Origin of the sequence: Corynebacterium sp., from assembly GCF_030826625.1 — a bacterium.
GTDB lineage: Bacteria > Actinomycetota > Actinomycetes > Mycobacteriales > Mycobacteriaceae > Corynebacterium.
This window is the reverse complement of the sequence record NZ_JAPJNQ010000014.1, coordinates 1-23,971: the sequence shown is the minus strand read 5'-3', so window position 1 is coordinate 23,971 and position 23,971 is coordinate 1. Positions and strand designations below refer to the sequence as shown.

Here is a 23,971-nt window from a genome sequence, read left to right as displayed (position 1 = left end):
GACGTGTAAAGGTGCGGAAACCAGGTACAGAGTTAAATATTTTCCGCCCTTTGCCCTATGTCACCTCGGGTTAGGCGGAAAATGCTTGCCGACGAGCGGCCGGTTGCTGCAACAGTCTAACTGACGACGGTGTGTAGCTAGTTCAGCGGTACGCCATTGTTATCGCTGGCGTAATCACCGCTACGGGCCAGAATAAGCACGAATTCGACGATGACCCAGATATACAGCGCACCCAGAATCAAGAAACCAACCAAAATGATTGCCGTGATGTAGCCGAAGATGCACATTAAAAGCTGCGCGGTGGCTTTCTTGGTATTGCCCAGATAGAAATTGTGTGCGCCGAGGCTGCCCAAGAAAAACGCAAAAAGGGCAGCCGCCACCATAGATTTTTGCTTATAGCCCGGCGGCAACTGTGGATCGCCATATTGGATATTCTGCTGCATTCCTTGGTAGCCGTAGTTTTGCTGCTGCGGGTAATTCTGCTGTGCTGAGTAGGGAGAATTCTGCTGGCTAAAATTGTTACCGGTGGTATCGAAAGAATAGCCGGATTTTTGAAATTGGCCTGAAAATCCCTGCTTTGGCAGGCCATCCTCGTCGTAATGTTCGTACTTGTTGTAATCGTTATTGTGCTGGTTCATGGCGCTAAGACTACCCTAAATACCGTGCTGCGCGATAGAGCTCCGCAAAAGCGCCGGGAATATCGGCGTGCTGAACCAGCCGCGCGTTGGGCGGTTTCTTCCAATGATTTTTCAGATCAGCGATGCTGGTTCCGCGTAACAATGCAGAATTTGCCACCACCGTCACGTAGGTCGGCTGAGAGATCACATCGACGGTGCCCACCGCCACCATGACGGTCAACAAATCGTGAATCTGCGCCTGATAGCCCTCGTCGACGCTATCGTGAAATTCGAAATAAAACCGGCTGATCTCTTCTAACCATTTCGTTTGTTTGGTATCCGGGATTGCATCTTGCAGCTTGCGCAACCGGGCCGGGGTCAGCAGCATCTGTTCGGTGACTTCTAGCGAACACAGCGTGATCGGCACGGCGGTCGCTTCGAATAAGTACTGCGCGGCGTGCGGGTCAACCCAAAAATTCCACTCGGCGGTCGGTGTTGTATTGCCGGGGTAATTGACCGAACCCCCCATCACCGTGATTGCGCCGAATTGTGCGAATAATTCTGGGTTTCCTTCGGCAAACACTGCGGCGTTCGTGGCTGGCCCGGTGATGATGAGATGCACGTCGTCATGGGAGTGCAGGGCATCGGCCCAGGTCTTTTGCCAGTTGGTCGCCGATGAGGCGGCGTTCGGCCAAGTGCTGGTGGCGTATCCCAAACCAGTCGGACCGTGGGTTTCCGGAGTGGTTTCTAGCGGTACCTGCAGCGGGCGCGGGTGCCCCATGGCGACGGGGATTGCGGGCGCGGAGTTGTAGTTGTGCGCAGCGTTGTAGTTGTGCGCAGCGTTCTGCGGCGCGCATTGGGCGAGAACCCAAGCGGCATTGCGGGCGGTGTTTTCTACCGTGGTGTTGCCCGCTGTGGTGGTCACTGCCACCAGGTTGATCTCGCCAGCATGATGCAGCGCTGAAAGGTACAACAGCGCGAAGGCATCATCGATGCCGGGATCGCAATCAAGAATGATCGTCGGCACGTTCGAAGCAGATGCACGCGGTGTCATGGCTATAGAGCTTAACCGCTTAGTTGTTAGTGGTTAGTTGTTAGTGGCTAGTTGTTAGTGGTTAGTTGTTGGTTACTTGGCCAGTCTTGCGCCCACGGGCGGCCATCTCCGTTAGAGCTTGCTTGACCTTCTCAAAAGCAGATGACGACGACTTCGCATCTTCGTCATCTTCACTGGAAGCGATCTCGATGTCATCGATGGTCAGATCACCGGCCCGCAGCCCGACCATCTCCGAATGATAGCGCAGCACCACCGCGACGGTAGCAGCGATCGGGACTGCCAAGAAGGTACCGATGATGCCGGCCAGAGCGGAACCCAGTGTGATGGACAACAAGACCACCGCAGCGTGCAGACCCATCGAGCGAGACTGCAACACTGGCTGCAGCACGTTGCTTTCCAGCTGCTGCACCAAAATGATCAGACCAAACACCAACAAAGCATTGGTGAGACCGTTGGATAGCAGCGCGATCACCACAGCAAGGGTTCCTGCAGTAATCGCACCGACGATGGGGATGAAGCCGGCGAAGAATGTGATAGTTGCCAGAACAAATGCGAGCGGGACATTCAAAATCCACAGCCCTAAGCCGATGAAGATGGCGTCGACAAGCGAAACCACCGCCTGGGTGCGTAGGAATCCAGCCAGGGTGTTCCAGATGCGGGTCAGCAGCTCCGTGGCGTGCCAGCCGATGTCGTGGCCGGTGTATTGGCGCAACCACGGCAAAAATTTCGTGCCGTCTTTGAGGAAGAAAAAGGTCAGCACGAACATGATTACGACGGTGATCACCAGCGTGCTGGCGACTGAAACACCAGAAATCAAACCTGAGGCGATCGTGCCGGACTGGTTGCGCAGGAATTTGACGATGCTATCGGAAAATTCCGAGATCTTGTCGGCATCCAGTTCAAATGGCAACCGGTCCGTCATTTCCATCAGCTCTCGCACGGCGCGATCAGCCTGATTGACTAATTCGGAGCCCTGAGAACGAATCGTGGGGCCCATCGCAGCAAAAATACCGACGATTAAACCTAAGCCACCCAACAACGAGACGAATGAGGCCAGCGCAGGCGGGAATTTCAAAGCCCGCAGTAATTTCGAGACCGGTGCCAGCAAGGTCGTCACCAGTATCGCCAAAATCACCGGCAGGATTGCGCGCCATGCGAAATACACGATGACCAGGGTCAGGGCCAGTGCGGCCACCGAGATGATAAAACGCCAAGCCCAGGCTGCCATCGTCTTGCCATCGCGCGCCCAGATGACAGAACGATCGACGTCTTCCACGACCACCGGGGTTTTCCGGTCCGGCGTGATATTGCTGAGCCCCGGTTGCGGGGCGTTGCCGTCGTTCGCCGTGATCTGGTTTGCAGGGCTGGCAGGCTGGGATTGCATCTCGTCCCGCTGCATCTCGTTCCGCTGTGCCTGGTCGGGCTGGTCAGGCTGTTCGGCTTGGTTAGTTTTGCCGGCCTTGTTGGCCTTGCCGGCTTGGGCACCGCGGGTAGCGTCGTCATCGTGGTTAGTCACACAGTCGACTATAACTTACCAGGGCAAACAGGCTTGCCTACGTGCAAAAGAGTGCGAAAAACGCACACAAAAACGCCCCGGTGAATACCGGGGCGTTGCGAAGTCTACGCAGCTAATTTAGTGCGTGAACTTAACGCTGGATGTGGCCGGTTGGGCGGACGATCCCGAAGCGGTGCATCGTCACAGACACAGCCTGCTCCAGCAGGTAAGGCAGCAGCTCGCGACGGCCGTCGGCAAGCACCTCCCAGTCGATGATGACCGACTCGGACTTCACCGCAGCACGGTAGGCTTCCGGCTCGACCTCACCGATCGCACGAACACGGGTCGATGGCACACCGCCGAGCTCAGCAGCGAACTCGTTGGTGTTGGCAACCTGGCAATCAAAGCCCATGGCCTGCAGCTCTTCAGCGATCTCGCGAGTAGCAGACATGTTCAGCTCCACACCGGTGATCTTGGAGGCCAAGATCTGGCGTGCAACCTCGCGTGGCTTGTAGCCCTTGCCGACGCGCACGCGCAGACGCTCCCAGAATGGACGGTAGCGGAAGATATTGGCCTCCGATACCAGACCGGTGTAGTCGTTGGAGCGGCCGAACTCGTTGTGCCAGTTCTTGGCATCCAACTCGGCGGCACGCCACAGCCAGTTGATGTCCTCATCAGACAGCTGCGAATCGAGACGCTCGGAGAGATCCTTGAGCAGACGGGTGATCCGTGGGGAGATTTCCACCTTGTGGTGCTCCAGCTCGCCCTCGGACCAGGTGCCGAACTGACGGACGTAGTTTGGTCCACCAGCCTTCGCACCAGGTCCCAGCACGGAGTTCTTCCAACCACCGAAGGGCTGACGCTGCACGATAGCGCCGGTGATACCACGGTTGACGTAGGCGTTACCTACCTCAACGTTGTCCATCCAGTACTCGACTTCGTCGTCGTTCAGCGAGTGGATGCCGCCGGTCAGGCCGTAGCCGGTGGAGTTCTGCCACTCGATGGCTTCTTCCAGGGTCTCGGCGTACATGATGCCCAAGACTGGGCCGAAGCACTCGTTCTGGTGGTACCAGGAACCAGGCTGGACGTTGTCGCGAATACCAGGCGACCACAGGGTGCCTTCTTCGTTGAGCTTCTCTGGCTTCAGCAGCCACTTCTCGCCCGGCTCCAAGTAGGTCAGGCCACGGTAGAGTTTCTCGGTTGGCTCTTCGACCAGGCCGTTCATGGTGACGGAGATGTCGGTACCGAAGCCTGGCTTCAGGGTCTTGACGGCGTCGACCAGCTGGTTCTTGACGCGGTCGGAATCCTTCAGGGAACCAACCAGGATGGCCAGCGAGGAAGCAGAGCACTTCTGGCCGGAGTGGCCGAAGGCGGACTTGTAGAGGTCCTGTACAGCCAGGTCTGGGTCGCAGGCCGGGGTGATGATCATCGCGTTCTTGCCGGAAGTCTCGGCGTAGATGTTCATGTCCGGCTTCCAGGAACGGAACAGCGCACCGGTATCGGAGGCACCGGTCAGGACGACGGCGTCGGTCTTTTCGTGGGAGATCAGGTGCTTACCAGCTTCGCCCTCGTCGGTGTTGACGAGCTGGACGAGGTCAGGGTTTTGACCTGCTGCTTCTAGGCCCGCGCGGATGGCGTCGACGGCAACCTTGGCACAGTGCACAACCTGTGGTGCTGGCTTGATGATGACAGCGGAACCGGCCGCCAGAGCAGCGGTGATACCGCCGACTGGGATGGCGATTGGGAAGTTCCATGGCGGCACGACGACGGTCAGTTTGTTTGGCGTGAAGACCGACTGGGTGCGATCCAGCGCGATGGCCTGCTGTCCGTAGTAGGTGGCGAAGTCGATGGCCTCGGAGATCTCCGGGTCAGTCTGATCGACTGCCTTGCCGGCTTCCCAGGCAGCTACGGAGATCAGCTTGCCGCGGGATTTCGCGAGCTCGTCGCCGATGGTGTTGAGGACCTCGCAGCGCTGCGCGCCGGATAGTGCTGCCCAGTCGTCGGCAAGCCCAACGGCGGTGGAAATAGCGTCGTCGACCTCAGAGATTTCGGTGACGGACTTGACGCCGTGCTCGCCTGGGTCGGATGCCAACGCCTCCAAAGCCCATTCGCGGTTAGCGCGCAGCGATGGGTCGGTGTCTGGCTCGTTGATGAAACGGCCAGTGTTCGGGGTTTGGCGGCCGGTTTCATTGTTGCGGTCCTGCTGACGACGCTGGCCAGCGAAGGTCTTCCAACGATCACGCACGGAGGCATGGAAGCGTTCCTGCTGATCTTGCATTGGGGTTTTGCCCTTGTCGCTGGCTTCGTCCGGTGCGAACAGGGCGTAGAGGAAGTTCTGCGATTCGGCGTTTTCTTCCAGACGACGCACCAGGTAGGACACGGCAACGTCGAAGTCCTTCATGTGGACAACTGGGGTGTACAGGATCTGGCGACCGACGACGTCGTGGACAGCCTTGGCCTGTGCCGGGGACATACCAGCCAGCATCTCGGCATCGATCTGGCGGGATACGCCACGCTTCTCGGCCAGTTCTACGGCCAAGCCCATGGTGAACAGGTTGTGGGAAGCAACACCAATGCGGATGGCGTCGGCATATTCGTCACGCAGAATGTAGTCCAGCAGACGGATGTAGTTGGCATCGACTTCTGCCTTGGACAGGTAAGGAGCCAGTGGCCAACCATGTACCTCGGACTCAACGCGCTCCAGCGACAGGTTGGCGCCCTTGACGATGCGCACCTTGATCGGAGCACCACCGTTTTTCACGCGCTCAACTGCGAATTCTGCAAGTTCCTGCAAAGCTTCGAAAGCATCCGGCAAATATGCCTGGACGACGATGCCAGCTTCCAGGTTTTTGAACTCGTCTTCGGAGAGGAGTTCCTTGAACAAGCGGATGGTCAGGTGGAGGTCGTGGTATTCCTCCATGTCCAGGTTGATGAAGACCTGCGGCTTGCGGCTAATGGCCTCACGGTACATCGGACGCAGACGGTCCTTCAAACGCTCCACGGAACCATCGTGATCCCAGTGGTTCAGCTGGGCACACAGCGAAGAAGCCTTGACCGAAACGTAAGTAACGCGTGGGTTGCGTACCAATTCCATGGTGCGGTCAAAGCGGGACTTGGCTTCTTCTTCACCCAGTACGGCTTCGCCCAGCAGGTTCAGGTTCAAATCCTGGCCGCGCTCAGCTGCGTCGTCCAGCATCTTGTTCAGGGCGTCGGACTCTGCATCCAACACCAGGTGGCCGACCATCTGGCGCATGCGGCGACGAGCGACCGGCATAACCAGGTTAGGCAGGATGGGGCCGAAAAAGCCGCCGGCGCCGACCATGAGAGCGTCAATCTTGCTCAGGAATTCTGGGGATTCCGCCAGTTCAGCCAGTGCTTGCGCGGCTACCTTATTGTCTTCTGGGCGCATGACGCGGTCGACGAAGTCCATGGTGAAGCTGACGCCATCCGGGTCACGCACCATGTCTGCGAGCTGCTCAGTGGAACGCGAGGACTCGCCCTTGGTGACCTTCAGCCACTCATGCGCGCGCTCTACTGCAGCGTCAACGCAAGCCTCGACGTCTTGGCTGTCTTGTGGGGGAGTATAAGCAGTCTTGTTAGCTGTCATAGGAGTCAACATCCTTCGTTCTAGATTGAGTCTTCACTGCTGGCTACTCTACCTTTTGGGCGGTGCGCTATGTGACGGGCACGGGAAATGAGAAAAGATTCACGTGGAGGTCGTGAATTGTCAGAAGAGGAATGCACTACTCGTTTGGTTGTGCGGGCGGTCCGGTCATGGGGCACTAACCTCGCAGTTTGTGAGAGTAAAATTTGCAGGAGCGGTACAGGCTCCGGTAATTAAGTTGAGGAATTGTGGGTAATATGTGGTATCCCCTGCTGATCATGGTGGTTGCAGCGATATTGTCTGCTACTGCTGCTAGAGCCGCCGGGAAACAAAAACCTAACCACCCTTTAGTAGGGTGCCCATCAAAACTCGGTGTGGCCTCATTTTTACTAGCAACCGTCGCTTACGTTGTCGCAGGGGTTTTTCTTGTCCGGGAACAAGAAATTCTTGCAATAATACTTGGCATTATCGGGCTGTTTGCATGCAGTCTGGGGTATGTTGTGGCACAAAAATCTTGATGCCACTTTGCCTCAGCGTATTGGTCTACGCCTTAGGGCCGCAACGCTCACCTCGTGGTTGATTTTTCGGGGGTCAGCAATACCCACTAGCCCGCTGTTGTCCTTGTTCTGTGCTGTGTTCTGTGCTGTAGACGTGATGTTATCGGCGTGAAAGATGCTCGATGAACAGCGAATTTCCCTAAGCTTGAGTGCCCTGGGAATAACTCTGAAGGCATCTTAGTTGCATAGGTTGAGTGACATGGGCTCAAGAAAGTTGGCACGACGAGAAACTGTCTGCTACAGTCTCGCTTGTAGTTGAGTCACTGACAATCAAGTTCACACAAGTTGCACGAAGGAGAATCAAGAATGGGACGCGCAGTAGGTATTGACCTCGGAACCACGAACTCTGTCGTTTCCGTCCTGGAGGGCGGCGAAGCGAAGGTTATCGCTAACTCGGAGGGTGCTCGCACCACCCCATCCGTTGTTGCTTTCGCGAAGAACGGCGAAATCCTGGTTGGTCAGTCTGCAAAGAACCAGGCGGTTACCAACGTTGACCGCACTATCCGTTCGGTCAAGCGCCACATTGGTACTGACTGGACCACCGATATTGACGATAAGAAGTACACCCCACAGGAAATTTCGGCTCGCACGCTGATGAAACTGAAGCGCGACGCGGAATCCTACCTGGGTGAAGATGTCACCGACGCTGTTATTACTGTTCCTGCTTACTTCGAGGACGCGCAGCGTCAGGCAACCAAGGAAGCTGGCCAGATCGCTGGCCTGAACGTCCTACGTATCGTCAACGAGCCAACCGCAGCTGCGCTGGCTTATGGCCTGGAAAAGGGCGAGCAAGAACAAACCATCCTGGTCTTCGACCTTGGTGGCGGTACCTTCGACGTTTCGCTGCTGGAAATCGGCGACGGCGTCGTGGAAGTTGTTGCAACCGCTGGTGACAACAGCCTTGGTGGCGATGACTGGGATCAGCGCATCGTCGACTGGCTGGCAGAGAAATTCCAGCAGGCCAACGGTATTGACCTGACCAAGGACAAAATGGCCTTGCAGCGTCTGCGCGAGGCTGCAGAAAAGGCAAAGATCGAGTTGTCCTCTTCGCAGCAGGCATCGATCAACCTGCCATACATCACTGTTGATGGCGACAAGAACCCACTGTTCTTGGATGAGACTCTGACCCGCACCGAATTCCAGCGCATCACCCAAGACCTGCTGGATCGCACCAAGAAGCCATTCAACCAGGTCATCAAGGACGCAGACCTGGGCATTGGCGACATCAACCACGTCGTTCTGGTCGGTGGTTCCACCCGTATGCCAGCAGTTGCTGAGCTGGTTAAGGAAATGACCGGCAAGGAGCCAAACAAGGGCGTTAACCCAGATGAGGTCGTTGCTTCCGGTGCTGCCCTGCAGGCAGGTGTTCTGCGCGGTGATGTCAAAGACGTCCTGCTGTTGGATGTCACCCCGCTGTCGCTGGGTATCGAAACCAAGGGTGGCGTGATGACCAAGCTCATCGAACGCAACACCACCATCCCAACCAAGAAGTCCGAGACCTTCACCACCGCGGAGGACAACCAGCCTTCTGTACAGATCCAGGTCTTCCAGGGTGAGCGTGAGATGGCGCAGCACAACAAGTTGCTGGGCTCCTTCGAGCTCGGTGGCATCGCCCCAGCGCCACGTGGTGTTCCACAGGTCGAGGTCACCTTCGATATCGACGCCAACGGTATCGTGTCCGTTTCCGCAAAGGACAAGGGCACCGGCAAGGAAAACACCATCAAGATCCAGGAAGGATCCGGTCTGTCCGATGAAGAAATCGATCGGATGGTGAAAGATGCCGAAGCGCACGCTGAAGAAGACAAGAAGCGTCGTGAAGAGCAGGAGACCCGCAACAACGCGGAAAGCACTGCTTACCAGACCCGCAAGTTCCTCGAGGAGAACGGCGAGAAGATCGACGAAGAGACCAAGAACAAGGTCACCGAAGCCGCCGATGCTGTCGACGAGGCTTTGAAGGGCGACGATATCGAGGCCATCAAGTCCGCCGTCGAGAAGCTGTCTTCTGAATCCCAGGCGATGGGCCAGGCAATGTACGAGGCTGAGGCTGCACAGGCACAGGCTGACGGCGATGTCGGCCAGGCTGGCAACGACGATGTTGTGGATGCGGAAGTTGTTGACGAAGACGACGCCGACAACTCTGACGATGCAGCAAAGGGTGAGAAGTAAATGACCAACCGGGACGAGATGCCGGATAACCCCGGTTCCCCGGACGTGACGGACCCAGAGGCCACCTCTGCCGCACAAGCCGAGGCCGCTGCGGATGCCGCTGAGGCGACCCAGCGAGAAACCGGCCAGCCATCCGGTGGCGCCGGTGCCGAAGGGCTTGCCGACGACGTCGCTGTGGAACCCGAGGTTGATGAAGTAGAACAGCCAGTCAGCACTCCCGAAGGAGAGGCTGAGGGCGCGGCTGCTCGCGATGCGGTCGCTGATGAAGCCGCTGAGGCAGAATCTGCGGAGGAAGCAGAAACCCCAGAACAGGCTTTGCAGCGCGAGCTAGATGAGCGCACCGATGACCTGAAGCGCTTGAACGCGGAGTACACCAACTACCGCCGCCGCAGCGATCGGGAACGCCAGAGCGTTTCTGAATCCGCGAAGGCTTCGGTACTATCCGCACTGCTCCCGATCTTGGATGATCTGGAATTAGCGAAACAGCACGGCGACCTGGAAGAAGGCTCCGCACTGGAGAAGTTCGGATCCAAATTCCGGGAGACGCTGAAAGGCCAAAACCTGGTCACGTTCGGTGAACCGGGCGAGGCTTTTGATCCAGAGATCCACGAGGCCGTGCAGGATCTTTCTAGCGGTGGTGAACAAGTCGTCGGCACTGTCTTGCGCAAAGGCTACAAGGTCGGAGACCGCCTGGTACGCAATGCCATGGTGATCATCTCTGATCCAGAAGGCGACAATCAGTAAACAATGAGGAAGGAGGGGACGAACCATGTCCCAGAGTGAATGGGCCGATAAGGATTATTACGGGGACCTAGGCGTTTCCTCCGATGCCTCAAAAGCTGATATCCGTCGTGCCTACCGTAAAATCGCCCGGGAAAACCACCCAGATACCAACCCGGACGACGAGAAGAAACTAGCCAAGTTCAAGGCAGCCGCGTCTGCCTACGATGTGCTTGGCGACGACAAGAAGCGCAAGGAATACGACGAGTTCAAAGCGATGCTGCGTTCTGGGGGCGGCAGGTTTGGAGGCGCCGGCTTTCCCGGCGGGTTTCGCCGCTCGTCGCAAAGCCAAGACGGGTTCTTCTCGCAAGGCGGGGCGCCCGGGGCTGGCGGATTTGGAGGAGCATTTGAAGACGGCGGTCTGGGTGACATCTTCGGCGGCCTCTTTAACCGCGGCGGTGCTGGTGGGCACCAAGCTCGGCCGACGCGAGGCGCCGACGTCGAAACCTCCATTACGCTCGACTTTCGAGAGGCTGCGAAAGGCACGACGATCCCGCTAGAGTTGCGCGGCAACGCGCCGTGCACCACCTGCCACGGCTCCGGATCGAAATCCGGGAAGCAGGCCACCTGTGGTCGTTGCAATGGCAGTGGCTATACCAGCGAAAACCGCGGAGCCTTTGGCTTTTCCCAACCTTGCTCGGATTGCGACGGCACTGGTTCGAAGATCCCGGACCCCTGTGAGACTTGCTCGGGAAGCGGAACCGTGAACCGAACTCGTTCGATTACCGTGCGGATCCCGGCCGGTGTCGTCGACGGGCAAAAAGTCCGCCTGGCAGGCCAAGGTGAGGCCGGGCCGCAGGGCAAGCCATCCGGAGACCTGTTTGTGTCCGTTAGCGTGCGCGAAGACAAGGTCTTTTCTCGGGAAGGCGATGACCTGCTGATCACGGTGCCGGTATCCTTTGCGGAGCTGGCGCTCGGTGACACGATCACGGTGCCGACCCTGGATGCCCCGGTCCGGGTGAAAATCCCGGCAGGTACTGCTGACGGCCGCACCCTGCGGGTTCGCGGGCGCGGCATACCGAAATCCTCAGGAAAACACGGTGATTTGCACGTGAAAGTACAGGTGACGGTGCCAACGTTGTTGGATGATGCCGCGAAGTCTAGCTTGCGCACCTATGCGCAGGCAGAAAAAGATTCCGGTTTCGATGCCCGCGCAGGTTGGGCCGGTAACCCGAATAAATAACGACAAGCAACCACAGGAGGTGACAAAACCATGGCGAACGATTCGCAAGAAGAATTTCGTGAAGAATACCGCGAGGTCTTCGTTATCTCCGTGGCTGCTGAACTATCTGGTATGCACGCGCAAACCCTGCGTACGTATGACCGGATGGGGCTGGTGACACCGGCACGCACCCGTGGTGGTGGGCGTCGTTATTCGCAGCGCGATATTGCGATGCTGCGCAAGATCCAGCAATTGTCGCAAGATGAAGGCGTTAATCTCGCTGGAATCAAGGCCATCATCGAGTTGACGGAACAACGTGACGCGCTCGCCGAAGAGCGTGACGCGTTGGCGGCCGAGGTTGAAGAGCTACGCGGCAAACTTCGCTCTGCGTCCGCGTCTAACCGTGCGCCTGCAAATGCACGCAAAGGCGAATTGGTGCACGTCCCGCGGTCTTCGGCCGTGGTGATGTGGGAGCCGCGCTCGTCGCGCCGTGGACGTGGACGCCGGAATTAATCCGACTAGCGTCGTCCCGTAAAACCGGTTGTCGCTGATATCCCCGCAGAAGCTGATGAATCCCATTGGTTTCTGCGGGGATATTTTATTCTGCAAAACCTTTCTTTGTGCTCCAGATCACGCTATGATGTCGTAGTACATCGGCACGCCGTTGTGACCGCGTTCATAATGCGCGGGGTGAATGTGCAATAGACTGCTCATTAGCTGCAACGGCTGCACCATCTGGAAGAAAGGTGTCAACCTCATGACCGTGTACGCAAACCCAGGCGAAGAAGGCTCCATCGTCGACTTCAAAAAGCGCTATGACCATTTCATTGGTGGCGAATGGGTAGCGCCCGCAGAAGGCCAATATCTGGAAAATATCTCACCGGTCAACGGCAAAGTTTTTTGTGAATTCGGCCGCGGTACCAAAGCAGACATCGAACGCGCATTGGATGCCGCGCACAAGGCAGCACCAGCCTGGGGGAAAACTTCAGCGGCAGAGCGCTCCAATATTTTGCTGCAGATTGCCCAGCGTATTGAGGACAATCTGGAAGAACTCGCGGTAGCAGAGACCTGGGAAAACGGTAAGGCTGTACGCGAAACCCTAGCAGCGGATCTCCCGCTGGCCGTAGATCACTTCCGTTACTTTGCCTCTGCTATCCGCACCCAAGAAGGCCGACTTTCACAGATCGACGATGATACCGTCGCGTATCACTTCCACGAGCCACTCGGTGTCGTCGGCCAGATCATTCCGTGGAACTTCCCAATCCTGATGGCAGCCTGGAAGCTGGCCCCGGCGTTGGCCAGCGGTAACACCATCGTCTTGAAACCCGCAGAACAAACCCCAGTTTCTATCCTGTACTTGGTGGAAAAGATCGCGGATCTGCTGCCACCTGGTGTGCTCAACATCGTCAACGGACTCGGCGACGAAGCCGGTGTGGCGTTGACGTCGTCGGATCGCATCGCGAAGATCGCGTTTACGGGTTCCACACCCGTCGGCAAGATGATCAACAAGGCTTCGGCAGAAAAAATCATCCCAGTCACCCTGGAACTCGGCGGAAAGTCTCCGTCGGTGTTCTTCCCAGACATCATGGACAAAGACGATGAATTCCTAGACAAATGCCTCGAAGGGTTTACCATGTTCGCGCTCAACCAAGGCGAGGTGTGTACCTGTCCATCGCGCGCATTGATCCACGAAGACATTGCCGATGCATTCCTGGAACGTGCACTTGAGCGGGTCAAGCAGATCAAGATCGGCAACCCACTGGATACCGAGACTATGATGGGCGCCCAGGCATCCCAGGAACAGATGGACAAGATTGTTTCTTATCTGAAGTCCGGACCAGAAGAAGGCGCAGAAACCCTGATCGGTGGCAACGTCAACGAAGTCATCGGCGGCGGCTTCTACATTGAACCAACCGTGTTCAAAGGCACCAACGATATGAAGATTTTCCGCGAAGAAATCTTCGGGCCGGTGCTGTCCGTGGCCACGTTCAAGGACTACGACGAAGCCATCAGGATCTCCAACGACACCGACTTCGGCCTGGGCAGTGGTGTGTGGACGCGCAACGGCAATATTGCCTACCGTGCCGGACGTGATATCCAAGCCGGTCGTGTGTGGGTAAACCAGTACCACAACTACCCAGCGCACTCGGCATTCGGCGGCTATAAGCAGTCTGGTTTGGGCCGGGAAAATCACCTGATGATGCTCGGGCACTACCAAGAAACCAAAAACGTGCTGGTTTCTTATGCGGAAAACCCAGTCGGCCTGTTCTAAACCTGGCTACTGCGGCTTGGTTAAGGCCCTGCCAAGCCCCTGCGGCGGGCAAGCTCTGCAAAACCGTCGAGATAGGCTTCATCATCGAAAAACCCACTGTGATCGCGCATCCCGTCTCCCGGCCAGGGGTGGGCACCAAAGGTGGGTGCGGCCGGGTTTACCCCAAATAGCCCGCCGTTGGAATAAGCCATCCCGCTGACCGGATCCAGGGCGCGCCGGGCAGCATGAACCTGTGGATTATCACCCCGCAGGTTCAACTCGTCTGTGCTAGTCAGGCCCGTGCCCGGCGATCCCACGAATAACACGTCGTCGGCACGCATCGGTGCCTGCCCGCTAGCTGCGTTGCCGACGACTACTGATCCATAGGAATAGCCGACGACCGTGACGTGGTGGTTGGGGTAGCGCTGGTCGACGTCGGCAAGAAACTCCCGCAGCTGCGGCCCAGCGGTGTGTGCTGCACCCGAGGAAGTGCCGCTGAGTAGCCGGTCCGGAGCATCATAGCCATAAATCAGCCCGGTTCCGCCCATCGCCGCGGCCTGGGTGCGGGCGCGATCGATCTGTCCACCGATGCTGTCGTTGCCATCTGATCCCACGCCGGGAACGAAAACCACCAGGTTATCGGTATCTTCCGGCGGTGGGCCCACCATTCCAGCCCAATGTTTGTCCGTGACTTCTAGCAGGCGTAGATCTGGGTGATCGACCGTCTGCGCCAGCAGGGGATCTGGTGCGCGGCACGCCTGGACGGTGTGGATATCGTCGATGCTGAGATCTATCGCGCCGTCGGGGTGCGGGCCACCGAGAGCCGAAGGCATAAAATCGCCGAAACGATGCGGCAGATGCTGTGAACCAAAGCAAGCAGCCTCGATGGATAGGGCACACGCGGCATCAATGCTTTTTCCGATCAGCTGGATAGCCCGTAACGCGTGCGAGAGCACTGGACCCGCGGGTGTCGCATTAACTGCAGCCGTGGCGATTCGTTCTAGTCGTTCCGCCCATTCCATTTGGCCCGCGAAGGATTCCACGATGCCTGCGACTATGTGCATCGCTTGTGTGGCCGTGGTGATGGATTCGATGATCTCATGCGCGCGGGAGATGCCTGACTGGGCGGCAGCACCATCGAAATCCAGCCCCACCATGCTGGCGAGCGAACCAGAAAATTGCTGCTGATCAGCTTCGAGCGCACTCGCGCGGCTGCGGATGCCGTCGGCAGCTGCGAACATTTCTTGCGAGGTGGTTGTATTTTGTGAGTACACCAGCGCTATTTCCTTTCATTCCTGAAGTGTTGGCTGCGCGCTGTTATCGCGAGCTATCGGCGTGCTGTACTGGTGCTGTACTGGTGCCGACGCCAGCATCGTCGGCAGACAGCATGCGCTGCAGGTGGTGTGCCATCGCATCATCGTTGTCGGCCACCCCGCAGAAGGTATTCCGTACCTCTAGCAGGTGGGCTTTGAGCTGTTCATCAATTTCGATGGCCGCGTCATGCCAACTGCCTTCGGCGTTGCGCAGTGCGGTAAGCGTCGGGGTGGATCGTGCAGAGCCTGTACCCGCAGCAAGGTGCGAGGCGAAGCGGTGGCGGGCATGGTCGGCGAGCAGATCGAGGGCGGTATCGGTTAATCGCAAAAAATTCATGTGGCTCAGTGTGCTCGTCGGCGTCGCTGTCGGCTAACGTTGCTCAACCCGCCCTGTGGATAAATAGAGTTATCCACAACACAGCGCGGTGGTGCGCGATTAGACTGGCATCATGAAGATCGCACTAGTACAGCTGACCTCTGGACCCGACGTGGAAGCCAACTTGGCACTGGCCAAAGATAAAATTACCGAGGCCGCAGACCACGATGCGCAACTCATTGTGCTGCCGGAAGCGACGTTTCAAGCCTTCGACTCCGGGCGCCTGGACGGCAACGCCAACGAATACGCCGAGCATTTCGCAGAAGAAATCACCACGCTTGCCGACGAACGCGGCGTGACCATCGTCGTCGGCATGTTCCGTCCCGCCGATACGGTGGAGGTCGACGGGAAAACCATCAACCGCGTGTACAACTCCGCCCTCATTACCGGCGGAGGGAGCAGCGAGTTTTATGACAAGATCCACACCTTCGATGCTTTCGCCTACCGCGAATCCGATACCGTGCACCCGGGGGAGAGCACCGTGGTGGTTGATGTTGCCGGACACAAAGTTGGTGTGGCGACCTGCTACGATGTGCGATTCCCGGAGCAATTTAAAAAGATGGCCGATGATGGTGCACAGCTTGTTGTGCTGCCTACTAGCTGGGCGGATGGCCCGGGCAAGCTGGAGCAATGGCGGGTGTTGACGAGCGCCCGGGCACTCGATGCCACGGTGTATCTACTGGCGGCTGGTCAAGCCCGCCCCGGTGGTGCAGACAAGGGCGGGGAAAAATCCGGCCCGACAGGGCTGGGGCATTCGCGGGTGCTGAGCCCTACTGGCGAGTTATTAGCCGAAGCTGGTTACGACGACGAGATCTTGTATGTGGAGCTCGACGATATTGCTGGCGAAATAGCGAAAGCCCGGAAAGCACTACCGGTGCTGCGTGGCACGCGTGAGCTATAGCCAGTTAGAGCCGTATTTCTGCGTCACTGAATTCGGTGACGGCGGGATCATGCGTGGAGATGAGTACGGTCGCGCCGTCGTCGGCAAGAGTGCGAAGATGCTTGAGCACGACGTCGCGGTTGGCAGCGTCTAAAGCACCGGTGGGTTCGTCGGCAAGAATGAGCGAGGGGGTGCGCAACAGCAACCTGGCAACAGCGACGCGCTGCTGTTCACCACCGGATAATGAGTATACTTCCCGAGACGCATAACCTTCGAGGCCTACCGTGGTTAAGGTTGCGTCGATAGCGCGCAGCCCCGGCTTTCTAGCACTGCCCAGCAGAGTTCGCTGGTCGCGCGGAAGTGCGAGAATAAGATTGCTGCGTACGGTTTGTTCTGGGATGAGGGCGTAATCCTGGAATAAATAACCGATGGTATTCCGTCGCAAGGCTCGAAGTTTGCTTTTCGACAGTCCGGTGATGGCGGTGCCTGCAAATTCGATAGAGCCAGAGTCCAGAGTATCGAGTCCACCTATGCAATTAAGCAGAGTGGATTTTCCAGACCCGGAAATTCCTGTTAGAGCGGTGATACGTCCAGTAGCAGCTGTGGCAGTGAAATGACGGAATAGATCTTTCGGGCCGAAACTTTTATTCGCATTTTTGATTTCAAGCATGGGCGATTTCTTTTCTGGTAGCAGGCTTTGAGGTGGTAGCTCGGCATCAGCGCGGCATTAGCTAGGCATTACGTGCGGTGGCGGATTTGGGCACGTTCACGTGCAATGATGGTGAAAAATACAGTAAGTGTGGTGCAAACGGGAATGGCAAAAACGGATAGGGCAGTAAAAATCGACGGTGCTTCCAAACGTAATATCCAGCTCATCGGAGTATTGATGGCTAGATAATCTTGGTACGAGAAATACCTGTGAATTAGCCAGATAGCAATGGCGAACACATAGAGAAGTTCTGTGATAATTAACCCGCGGAATTTTCGTACTACGGGATAGCCCAGAATCTCATAAACCCGGAGTTGGTGGTGGCGGCGGTTGAAAAACAGCACGGTGCTAGAAATTGCGGCAATGATGATAATGAATATCGCCACCAGTGTGGAAAAAGTCGTGTTGCGCAGATCAGAATATAGCGACTTGTTGGACTTCCCCCAATAATCAATCATGGGGCGGCTGGCTAAGACGTACTTTCCGGCAGGAGATTCATTGCGTAATTGTTCTACGGCACCGTGGTCAGTGAATAGAATTTCGGTTCGGGTGAGAGTTGCACTGATGTTGTGGTCGCTGAGCGGCTGCAAGCCAGGAGGCAAAATTACGAGTTCTGGTGAATGCAGCAATGGAGACTTAGTCAGCGAACCGCTAGGATTGAAATAATCAAAAACCGTAAATGGTTGGCTATGGTATTCGACCCTGGTGTGTTGTACAGGATCGTAGTCGGTGTTCTCTGCGAATTCTGCTTCCCCGGCGAGACCTTCGCGAATTTCTGTCACTACTGCTGCATCAGCTGCTGCGGGAAGATAAATAATAGTTTCATTTTTCTTGGCAGCATCGGAAAGTACTTCCTCAGAAATCGGGATTTCTTGTCGCGCGAACTCCTGGTTCACCAGTATCCGACCGGTTGTGGAAAATTCTAACGAAGACTGCCAGAAGCTATTGATGAATAGTAGTTTTTGCTGGTGATCGAGCCTGCGTAATTCGGGCCCCAATTGCTTCATATCATCGCCAATTCCGCCGGATACTAAAGTGCTGAATACATCGCTACGCTTGGCCCATTCCTCAGAATATTCCGCATGACGGTTGGCTTCCTGGATAAACATGACAAGTGATGCGATTGACGCTAAGCCAAAAAACAGTGCGACGATGCGAATGCCATGGGCGGAAAAAGACAGTGGGCGGGAAACAAGGTTGCCCTTGAGCGCACCAAGAACGTTGGTGCGTGTGATGACGACAAATGCTGCAACATAACCTGTTACAGCACAGAAAACTCCCATGCCTGCGAAGATAAACACGTTTGCGGAATAGAGCTGCCATTGTGCGAAGCCATTGTAGCCGTGAAGGAAGAAGGTGGTGCCAGCACTAACCACCACGGCGGTGCCAGCTATCGCGGGGACGCTGGAGCGCCAATCACCGAAAATGCTGAAGCTGTGCGGTAACCCGTGCACATTGTGGATTGCATAACGGCGACTGCCGAGAATGACATGCAGCCCGGCAAGGATAAAAGTCAATAAGCCAATGATTACGGCCGTCAGTTTCACCGGGGTTGGAATTGTTGCCAACAATGAACCATCATCCGTTGGCACGGTAGTGTATCCGTGTTCGTGTGCTAGATCTGCAAATTTCTCTTTGATATCTGGTGGTCCATTGAGGTAATAAATTCCGCGAACGTCATCGCTATTCAGGCGAGAAAAACTGGTAATGGTTCTGGTTTTTTGTGGATCAAAGGGCTGCGGATTTCTCGTTCCCGCTAACCATTGTGCAACCTGGTTGTCGGGTGCATCACTACCTGTGGCAATAGCTAAATGAGTGTGTTCTGCAGCGAGATCACCATCGACGACATCAAAGGCGATTGTTGCGTCATGCTCGTCGACGAAGTTGTGTAGGTCATTGCGAAAGTCAGCGGCGATGGGAAGCCCAGAGGCACCGTCGATGACCACAGCGGCTTCGTTGAATGGCAGCAGTCTATCGTCCAGAAAGCTCGTTGCGGAAAATGCGGCGATCGGACTAAGCAGCAAAGCGAAGCTTAAGCTTAACGACAACAAATTGAATTGTGGTTTCATGTAGTCATCTTTGGTGAGTCAGGGAACTTGTGAGCTATTGCTGTTCGCATCGCTGTGAATAGGGGTTTCAGAATGCGCCTAAAAGATCCCATGCGAATTCCCTTTTGTGGTCCGATGGTGTCGAATATCGACAGGGTTTATGATACTAGGTTATATTCGATTAAGTAAGCCTAAGTTTATATTGATTTAGTGAGATATTTTTAGCTGCTCGACTTGCGCTATATGCTGGCTCCTGTACTGTAGCTGAGCATCTTTAACCTGCTTTGTTATCGATGAGACGATACTGGACGGTGAGTAATGAAGTGGTCGCATCCGAAACCGCGTGTGCCACCCAAATGGGTTTCTGTGGTGCTGGTTCCATCGTCTTTGTTATTTTATTTTATTTATACGAGTCTGACTGGTTATCGGCATCGTGCGGAGAATGTAGAGCCTGTGCCCTGGGAGGAAATTGATTGGTCTGAATTTCCTTTTTATTTCACGGCTTCGGTTGTTGTCTATTATTTCATTTATCTGCCTATACAGATATGGCGTCTGCGTCGATGGCAGCGCAAACACGGTGACTAACCTTTGCTTTGTGCACCCGGAACCGATGAGGTATCCACACCCGTGCGGCCCCAGCTTTGGGTCTGCACGGTAGCTGGATCCAACCCAGCAGCAGCGAAAGCTGCCAACATGCCGTCAACCTCTGCTTCTGGCCCTAAGACCAGCACATCGTGGTTGGACCAGTCACGGTAATGAGCGATCGTAGCCTCCGGGTCCTTGTCCACCGACAAGCTGGCAGATGCGTGTGATGCCTCGGGGCCGGTGCCGTCGGCAAGGGCTTGCCGCAACTCACGTTGACGCTCGCGCTGCGGTTTCAACCAATGCGGGTCAGCATCATGACGGGTAAAAGCATGCACATCCAACCACGGCGTGAGATTATCCAGGCTGTTAAGCGTGGCCATCTCATAATGCTGGCCGGGAAAATCATTAATCACCAGCGCTTGCACCGGGGCATGCTGCTCGCCGTGGGCATCAAAAGCAGCGAATAATAAACAGCGCAGGGTAGCCACCGCGGTCCCAAAAGCAATGACGAGGCTTTCACGATGCGGATCCAGCTCTAGCTGGCCAGCCGGGTTGCCCAGTGTCCACTGATCTCCGGGGCGCGTCATCATAAACCTCCGCGAATACCCCGACGCGCCAGGAAGCAGCGAGACATCGCGAACGTGAAATTCCAGTGTGCCGCAGCCATCAGCAGGGCGGGCAGCCGCCAAAGTGCGCCATACACCCGGCATCAGCGTGGTAGCTACAGAAAAATACTGCCCGGGCTCATAATCAACCGGCAGACCACATTCCAGGCGCACGATGCGGGTATGGGCATCAACGCGCTCGACATCGACCACCTGCCCCATGTGCGCAGGCGGAATCCCCGCCACATCCGCCTCGTGCGCAGCAGCGGACATGCACTCGACGATGTCGTCGACAAGCGCACCGGCCTGCTGCAGCACGTCGTCGGCAAGATCGATTTCTGCTAAAGCCTGGCGGGTGGCGGTGGCGAAAATAGGGTAGGTATCCGGTGGGAAGCCGTGCCGACGGTGCGAGCGGCCCAGGTCAGCGAAATACTCATCGAGGTCCGGGGCATCGAAGGCTGCGGCGAAAGACTCGGCGAGCCCGCGGTGGGCCTGCGAAGCATCCATGGGGAAGGACTGGCGGGCGTCGGGAAGAGCCGCGAAAAAATGGCGGTGCACCGCATCCCGGAACGTCGCAGGGTGGGCGCGCAGGTGCGTGGCGAGGCTGGCGAGATCCCGGATAGTCATGCCTCCACAATATCGTGGCTGGAAAATACGACTAGAAAACTCCTGTGTACTGCCGAAAGACGCCAGTGGAGGGTGGGGTAGCGCATTTATGGTGCGGGTACTATGATCAGTTCGTTCTGTCGCTGTGTTTTGATCGCAGTATCAGGCGCGGCTTCGTCTAGATCACATGCTGTCTTGCCGGAAAGGCAAGAGCCGCAGGATCTCGTTCACTCTCACTCTGTAAAGGCAGGTGTTTCATGGAAGGCTTTTCCGCTTACGATCTCATGCTTGACGTTGGCTTTATTTCGTTGCTGATGATTATCGGCAACGTATTGCGCCACCGCGTCAAATTCTTCTTCCAGGACTTGCTCCTGCCAGCACCAGTTACCGCTGGTCTGCTTGGTTTACTTCTGGGCCCGAACGTGCTCAACGTCGTCGGTTTTTCCGAGAACCTGGGCAGCTATACCTCCATTCTGATCGCCGTGGTGTTTGCCTCCATGGCGTATTCCATGGAACTAGGTGGCTCCGTGCGCAAGGGTGCGCGCAATATGTGGGCCTATTCGACGTTCATGTTCACCGCGCAGTGGGGCCTGTTCGTCGTGCTGGGCGTGTACCTGTTTGCGCCGGTATTTGATACTCCGGACTGGTTTGGCATGATGCTGCCGGTTGGTTTCACCGGTGGTTTCGGTACCGCAGCGGCCGTCGGTGGCGCGCTGGAAGGTGTGGGTGCGGCCGAGGCTTCGTCACTGGGCTTTACCTCCGCCACCGTGGGCACCTTGGCTGCGATTATCGGTGGTGTGATCGCTGGTAACTGGGGTATCCGCCGGAATAAAGTTTCCCAGCTTCCTGGTGAGCTACCTGAAGAACTGCGTCGCGGCTACATCAAAAACCTTAGCGAGCGCCCATCGATTGGTCGCGCCTCTACCAACCCATCGGCGATCGAGCCACTCGCACTGCACCTGGGCTTTATCATGTTGACGGTGCTGACCGCCTACGGCATCAACGCCGGTATCAAGGGACTGTGGGAAAACGTCTCCATCCCACTGTTCGCGATGTCGCTGGTGGTGGGCCTGATTTTCCGTGCGGTCATGAACGGTATTGGTGCCGGAGAATACTTGGACAAAGACACCGTGTCTTCGGTTTCTGGTGCGTCGACGGACTACCTGATTGCCTTCGGTATTGCGGCGATTGTTCCCGCTGCCGTGGCTTCTTACTGGCAAGCGCTGTTGCTGCTGTTCGTGCTGGGTACTGTTTTCTGTACTTTCTTCTTGCTGTGGTTCCCGTCGGAATTCTTCGGCGCTGCCTGGCTGGAACGCGGCATCTTTGGTTGGGGTTGGGCTACCGCGACGGTGGCAACGGGTATCGCGATCCTGAAGATCGTCGATCCGAAGCTGAAGTCCGGCACCCTATCCGAATACGGCGTGGCTTATGTGGGCTTCGGCCCATTTGAGATTGGCATGACGGTGCTTGCACCGCTGGCGGTGATTTATGGAATGACTGCCGGGCTGGGTTGGTTGGCGCTGGCGATTGCTATTGCGGTGTATCTGACCGCCAAGTTTGGTGGCTGGATGCCGGTGCGCGGCGCGATCATGGCTAAGGGAGTGGTCGATGTCAACGGCAACGGGCCGGATCCTGCGATGCAGGGCAAGGTCTAGGCTGGGCACACACGACCGCCGCGTCCGGGTGACTACCCCGCGTGGGTATCGTTGCCAGACTTGAGTGGATGATGCTCAATTTTCCCATAAAAAATTCCACAAAACTCTAACTTGAGTGGAATAGACTCAACTCATGGTGTGTTATACCCAATGAAACCCCTGAAACGGTGTCACAATAACGGTGACGAAAGCAGGGAAGAACAGGGAGGATATGACACACCATGAGTTCTTTTAACCCCACGACAAAAACCCAAGAAGCCCTACAATTCGCGCTGCAAACCGCCTCGGCGGCAGGCAACCCGGACATTCGCCCGGCCCACCTGCTGCAGGCGATCCTCAGCCAAGAAGAAGGCATCGCCACCCCGGTGTTGAAGGCCACCGGAGTAGACCCCGATACGGTGCGCAAAGAAGCCACCGAAATAGTAGAGGGCTACCCCAAAGCCGAAGGCGCGGGCGTTGTGAAGCCGAACTTCAACCGCGATGGGCTGAACGTTCTCACCAAAGCCCAAGAATTGGCCGGTGAGCTTGGCGACGAATACGTCTCCACCGAAGTACTGCTGGCAGCGATTGCGGCCTCCAAAACTGATGCCGCGCAGCTGCTAACTTCCCGGGGCGCCACCTATGATGCGATCAAAGGCGCATTTCCCGCCGTGCGCGGCGCCGCGAAGGTGACTACGGAAAACCCGGAGGACTCCTTCCAAGCACTGGAGAAATACTCCACCGATCTGACCGCGCAGGCCCGCGAAGGCAAGATCGACCCCGTCATTGGGCGCGATTCGGAAATTCGCCGCGTCGTGCAGGTGCTTTCGCGCCGCACCAAAAACAATCCGGTGCTTATCGGTGAGCCGGGCGTCGGCAAGACCTCCATCGTGGAAGGCCTGGCTCGCCGCATCGTCGGTGGTGACGTGCCAGAATCGCTGAAAGGCAAGCGGCTAATATCGCTGGATCTCGGTTCGATGGTCGCCGGTGCGAAATACCGCGGTGAATTCGAAGAGCGGCTCAAGGCTGTGTTGGACGAGATCAAGTCTTCCGAAGGCGAGATCATCACGTTCATTGATGAGCTGCACACCCTGGTCGGCGCAGGTGCCACCGGTGAAGGCTCGATGGATGCCGGCAACATGATCAAACCGATGCTGGCCCGCGGTGAGCTGCGCCTGGTTGGTGCGACCACGCTGGATGAATACCGCAAGTACATCGAAAAGGATGCCGCGCTCGAGCGCCGCTTCCAGCAAACCTACGTTGGTGAGCCCTCGGTGGAAGACACCATCGGCATCCTGCGTGGGCTGAAAGAGCGCTACGAAGTCCACCACGGCGTGCGCATCCAGGATTCCGCGCTGGTGCAAGCAGCCGAGCTCTCCAACCGCTACATCACCAACCGCTTCCTGCCGGATAAGGCCATTGACCTTGTCGACGAAGCCGGCTCCCGGTTGCGCATGGAGATCGATTCCTCCCCGCAGGAAATCGACGAGCTCGAGCGCATCGTTCGCCGCATGGAGATCGAAGAGCTG

At 56.8% G+C, this 23,971-nt stretch carries 18 protein-coding genes; 9 read left to right on the top strand and 9 right to left on the bottom strand.

Annotation, left to right across the window (positions count from 1 at the left end; all coding sequences use genetic code 11):
• Positions 1-137 precede the first annotated feature (137 nt).
• The 4 genes from RCH87_RS03150 to RCH87_RS03135 all read right to left on the bottom strand — a co-directional run bounded on the left by RCH87_RS03150 (position 138) and on the right by RCH87_RS03135 (position 6,773).
• Positions 138-638, bottom strand: a complete 501-nt coding sequence (locus RCH87_RS03150; RefSeq protein ID WP_306515301.1) for a TM2 domain-containing protein — start codon at positions 636-638, stop codon at positions 138-140.
• 10 nt (positions 639-648) lie between these two features.
• Complete coding sequence (locus RCH87_RS03145; protein ID WP_306515300.1) at positions 649-1,671, bottom strand: nucleoside hydrolase; 1,023 nt, start codon at positions 1,669-1,671, stop codon at positions 649-651.
• Between the two features lie 61 nt (positions 1,672-1,732).
• Positions 1,733-3,187, bottom strand: a complete 1,455-nt coding sequence (locus tag RCH87_RS03140) for an AI-2E family transporter (RefSeq protein WP_306515299.1) — start codon at positions 3,185-3,187, stop codon at positions 1,733-1,735.
• Positions 3,188-3,317: 130 nt separating this feature from the next.
• On the bottom strand, positions 3,318-6,773 hold the full coding sequence (locus tag RCH87_RS03135) for a bifunctional proline dehydrogenase/L-glutamate gamma-semialdehyde dehydrogenase (protein ID WP_306515298.1): 3,456 nt from the start codon (positions 6,771-6,773) through the stop codon (positions 3,318-3,320).
• A 254-nt stretch (positions 6,774-7,027) separates the two neighbouring features.
• Between RCH87_RS03135 and RCH87_RS03130 the strand changes: the two genes are divergently transcribed.
• The 6 genes from RCH87_RS03130 (at position 7,028) to RCH87_RS03105 (ending at position 13,707) form a co-directional block, all read left to right on the top strand.
• Positions 7,028-7,288: a hypothetical protein gene (locus RCH87_RS03130; protein WP_306515297.1), complete on the top strand. Its 261-nt coding sequence runs from the start codon at positions 7,028-7,030 to the stop codon at positions 7,286-7,288.
• A gap of 345 nt (positions 7,289-7,633) precedes the next feature.
• Complete coding sequence (gene dnaK, locus RCH87_RS03125) at positions 7,634-9,493, top strand: molecular chaperone DnaK (protein WP_306515296.1); 1,860 nt, start codon at positions 7,634-7,636, stop codon at positions 9,491-9,493.
• Positions 9,494-10,237 carry a nucleotide exchange factor GrpE gene (gene grpE / locus RCH87_RS03120; RefSeq protein WP_306515295.1) on the top strand — a complete coding sequence of 248 codons (744 nt, stop codon included), beginning with the start codon at positions 9,494-9,496 and terminating at the stop codon, positions 10,235-10,237.
• 25 nt (positions 10,238-10,262) lie between these two features.
• Positions 10,263-11,456, top strand: coding sequence for a molecular chaperone DnaJ (gene dnaJ, locus RCH87_RS03115; protein ID WP_306515294.1), 1,194 nt, complete (start codon positions 10,263-10,265; stop codon positions 11,454-11,456).
• 30 nt (positions 11,457-11,486) lie between these two features.
• The gene (locus RCH87_RS03110) at positions 11,487-11,948 is read left to right on the top strand and encodes a heat shock protein transcriptional repressor HspR (protein ID WP_306515293.1); all 462 of its coding nucleotides are present in this window, start codon (positions 11,487-11,489) and stop codon (positions 11,946-11,948) included.
• A 244-nt stretch (positions 11,949-12,192) separates the two neighbouring features.
• The gene (locus RCH87_RS03105; protein WP_306515292.1) at positions 12,193-13,707 is read left to right on the top strand and encodes an aldehyde dehydrogenase family protein; all 1,515 of its coding nucleotides are present in this window, start codon (positions 12,193-12,195) and stop codon (positions 13,705-13,707) included.
• A gap of 20 nt (positions 13,708-13,727) precedes the next feature.
• Here the strand turns inward: RCH87_RS03105 and RCH87_RS03100 are convergent, their stop codons facing one another.
• On the bottom strand, positions 13,728-14,960 hold the full coding sequence (locus RCH87_RS03100; RefSeq protein WP_306515291.1) for an alpha/beta hydrolase: 1,233 nt from the start codon (positions 14,958-14,960) through the stop codon (positions 13,728-13,730).
• 43 nt (positions 14,961-15,003) lie between these two features.
• Positions 15,004-15,336 carry a hypothetical protein gene (locus RCH87_RS03095; protein ID WP_306515290.1) on the bottom strand — a complete coding sequence of 111 codons (333 nt, stop codon included), beginning with the start codon at positions 15,334-15,336 and terminating at the stop codon, positions 15,004-15,006.
• 112 nt (positions 15,337-15,448) lie between these two features.
• On the opposite strand from RCH87_RS03095, the gene RCH87_RS03090 reads away from it, so the two are divergent.
• On the top strand, positions 15,449-16,276 hold the full coding sequence (locus RCH87_RS03090) for a carbon-nitrogen hydrolase family protein (RefSeq protein ID WP_306515289.1): 828 nt from the start codon (positions 15,449-15,451) through the stop codon (positions 16,274-16,276).
• A gap of 4 nt (positions 16,277-16,280) precedes the next feature.
• On the opposite strand, the gene RCH87_RS03085 is transcribed toward RCH87_RS03090, so the two are convergent.
• The 3 genes from RCH87_RS03085 to RCH87_RS03075 all read right to left on the bottom strand — a co-directional run bounded on the left by RCH87_RS03085 (position 16,281) and on the right by RCH87_RS03075 (position 20,829).
• Entirely contained in the window at positions 16,281-16,925 is a 645-nt protein-coding gene (locus RCH87_RS03085; RefSeq protein WP_306515288.1) for an ABC transporter ATP-binding protein, read from the bottom strand.
• 68 nt (positions 16,926-16,993) lie between these two features.
• A complete protein-coding gene (locus RCH87_RS03080) occupies positions 16,994-19,033 on the bottom strand; it encodes a hypothetical protein (RefSeq protein WP_306515287.1) in 2,040 nt (679 codons plus the stop codon).
• Positions 19,034-19,593: 560 nt separating this feature from the next.
• On the bottom strand, positions 19,594-20,829 hold the full coding sequence (locus RCH87_RS03075) for a hypothetical protein (RefSeq protein ID WP_051619366.1): 1,236 nt from the start codon (positions 20,827-20,829) through the stop codon (positions 19,594-19,596).
• 236 nt (positions 20,830-21,065) lie between these two features.
• On the opposite strand from RCH87_RS03075, the gene RCH87_RS03070 reads away from it, so the two are divergent.
• Positions 21,066-22,463, top strand: a complete 1,398-nt coding sequence (locus RCH87_RS03070) for a sodium/glutamate symporter (protein ID WP_272731137.1) — start codon at positions 21,066-21,068, stop codon at positions 22,461-22,463.
• A gap of 221 nt (positions 22,464-22,684) precedes the next feature.
• The coding region (locus tag RCH87_RS03065) for a Clp protease N-terminal domain-containing protein (RefSeq protein WP_306515286.1) at positions 22,685-23,971 on the top strand (1,287 nt) is incomplete at its 3' end.

Excerpts from the sequence above, each read along its gene's own strand:
- RCH87_RS03075 (WP_051619366.1), bottom strand. The coding sequence starts at position 20,829 with ATGACTATCCGGGATCTCGCCAGCCTCGCCACGCACCTGCGCGCCCAC.
- RCH87_RS03085 (WP_306515288.1), bottom strand. The coding sequence starts at position 16,925 with ATGCTTGAAATCAAAAATGCGAATAAAAGTTTCGGCCCGAAAGATCTA.
- dnaK (WP_306515296.1), top strand. The coding sequence starts at position 7,634 with ATGGGACGCGCAGTAGGTATTGACCTCGGAACCACGAACTCTGTCGTT.
- grpE (WP_306515295.1), top strand. The coding sequence starts at position 9,494 with ATGACCAACCGGGACGAGATGCCGGATAACCCCGGTTCCCCGGACGTG.
- dnaJ (WP_306515294.1), top strand. The coding sequence starts at position 10,263 with ATGTCCCAGAGTGAATGGGCCGATAAGGATTATTACGGGGACCTAGGC.
- RCH87_RS03095 (WP_306515290.1), bottom strand. The coding sequence starts at position 15,336 with ATGAATTTTTTGCGATTAACCGATACCGCCCTCGATCTGCTCGCCGAC.
- RCH87_RS03090 (WP_306515289.1), top strand. The coding sequence starts at position 15,449 with ATGAAGATCGCACTAGTACAGCTGACCTCTGGACCCGACGTGGAAGCC.
- RCH87_RS03135 (WP_306515298.1), bottom strand. The coding sequence starts at position 6,773 with ATGACAGCTAACAAGACTGCTTATACTCCCCCACAAGACAGCCAAGAC.
- RCH87_RS03150 (WP_306515301.1), bottom strand. The coding sequence starts at position 638 with ATGAACCAGCACAATAACGATTACAACAAGTACGAACATTACGACGAG.
- RCH87_RS03130 (WP_306515297.1), top strand. The coding sequence starts at position 7,028 with ATGTGGTATCCCCTGCTGATCATGGTGGTTGCAGCGATATTGTCTGCT.
- RCH87_RS03070 (WP_272731137.1), top strand. The coding sequence starts at position 21,066 with ATGGAAGGCTTTTCCGCTTACGATCTCATGCTTGACGTTGGCTTTATT.
- RCH87_RS03105 (WP_306515292.1), top strand. The coding sequence starts at position 12,193 with ATGACCGTGTACGCAAACCCAGGCGAAGAAGGCTCCATCGTCGACTTC.
- RCH87_RS03145 (WP_306515300.1), bottom strand. The coding sequence starts at position 1,671 with ATGACACCGCGTGCATCTGCTTCGAACGTGCCGACGATCATTCTTGAT.
- RCH87_RS03080 (WP_306515287.1), bottom strand. The coding sequence starts at position 19,033 with ATGAAACCACAATTCAATTTGTTGTCGTTAAGCTTAAGCTTCGCTTTG.
- RCH87_RS03110 (WP_306515293.1), top strand. The coding sequence starts at position 11,487 with ATGGCGAACGATTCGCAAGAAGAATTTCGTGAAGAATACCGCGAGGTC.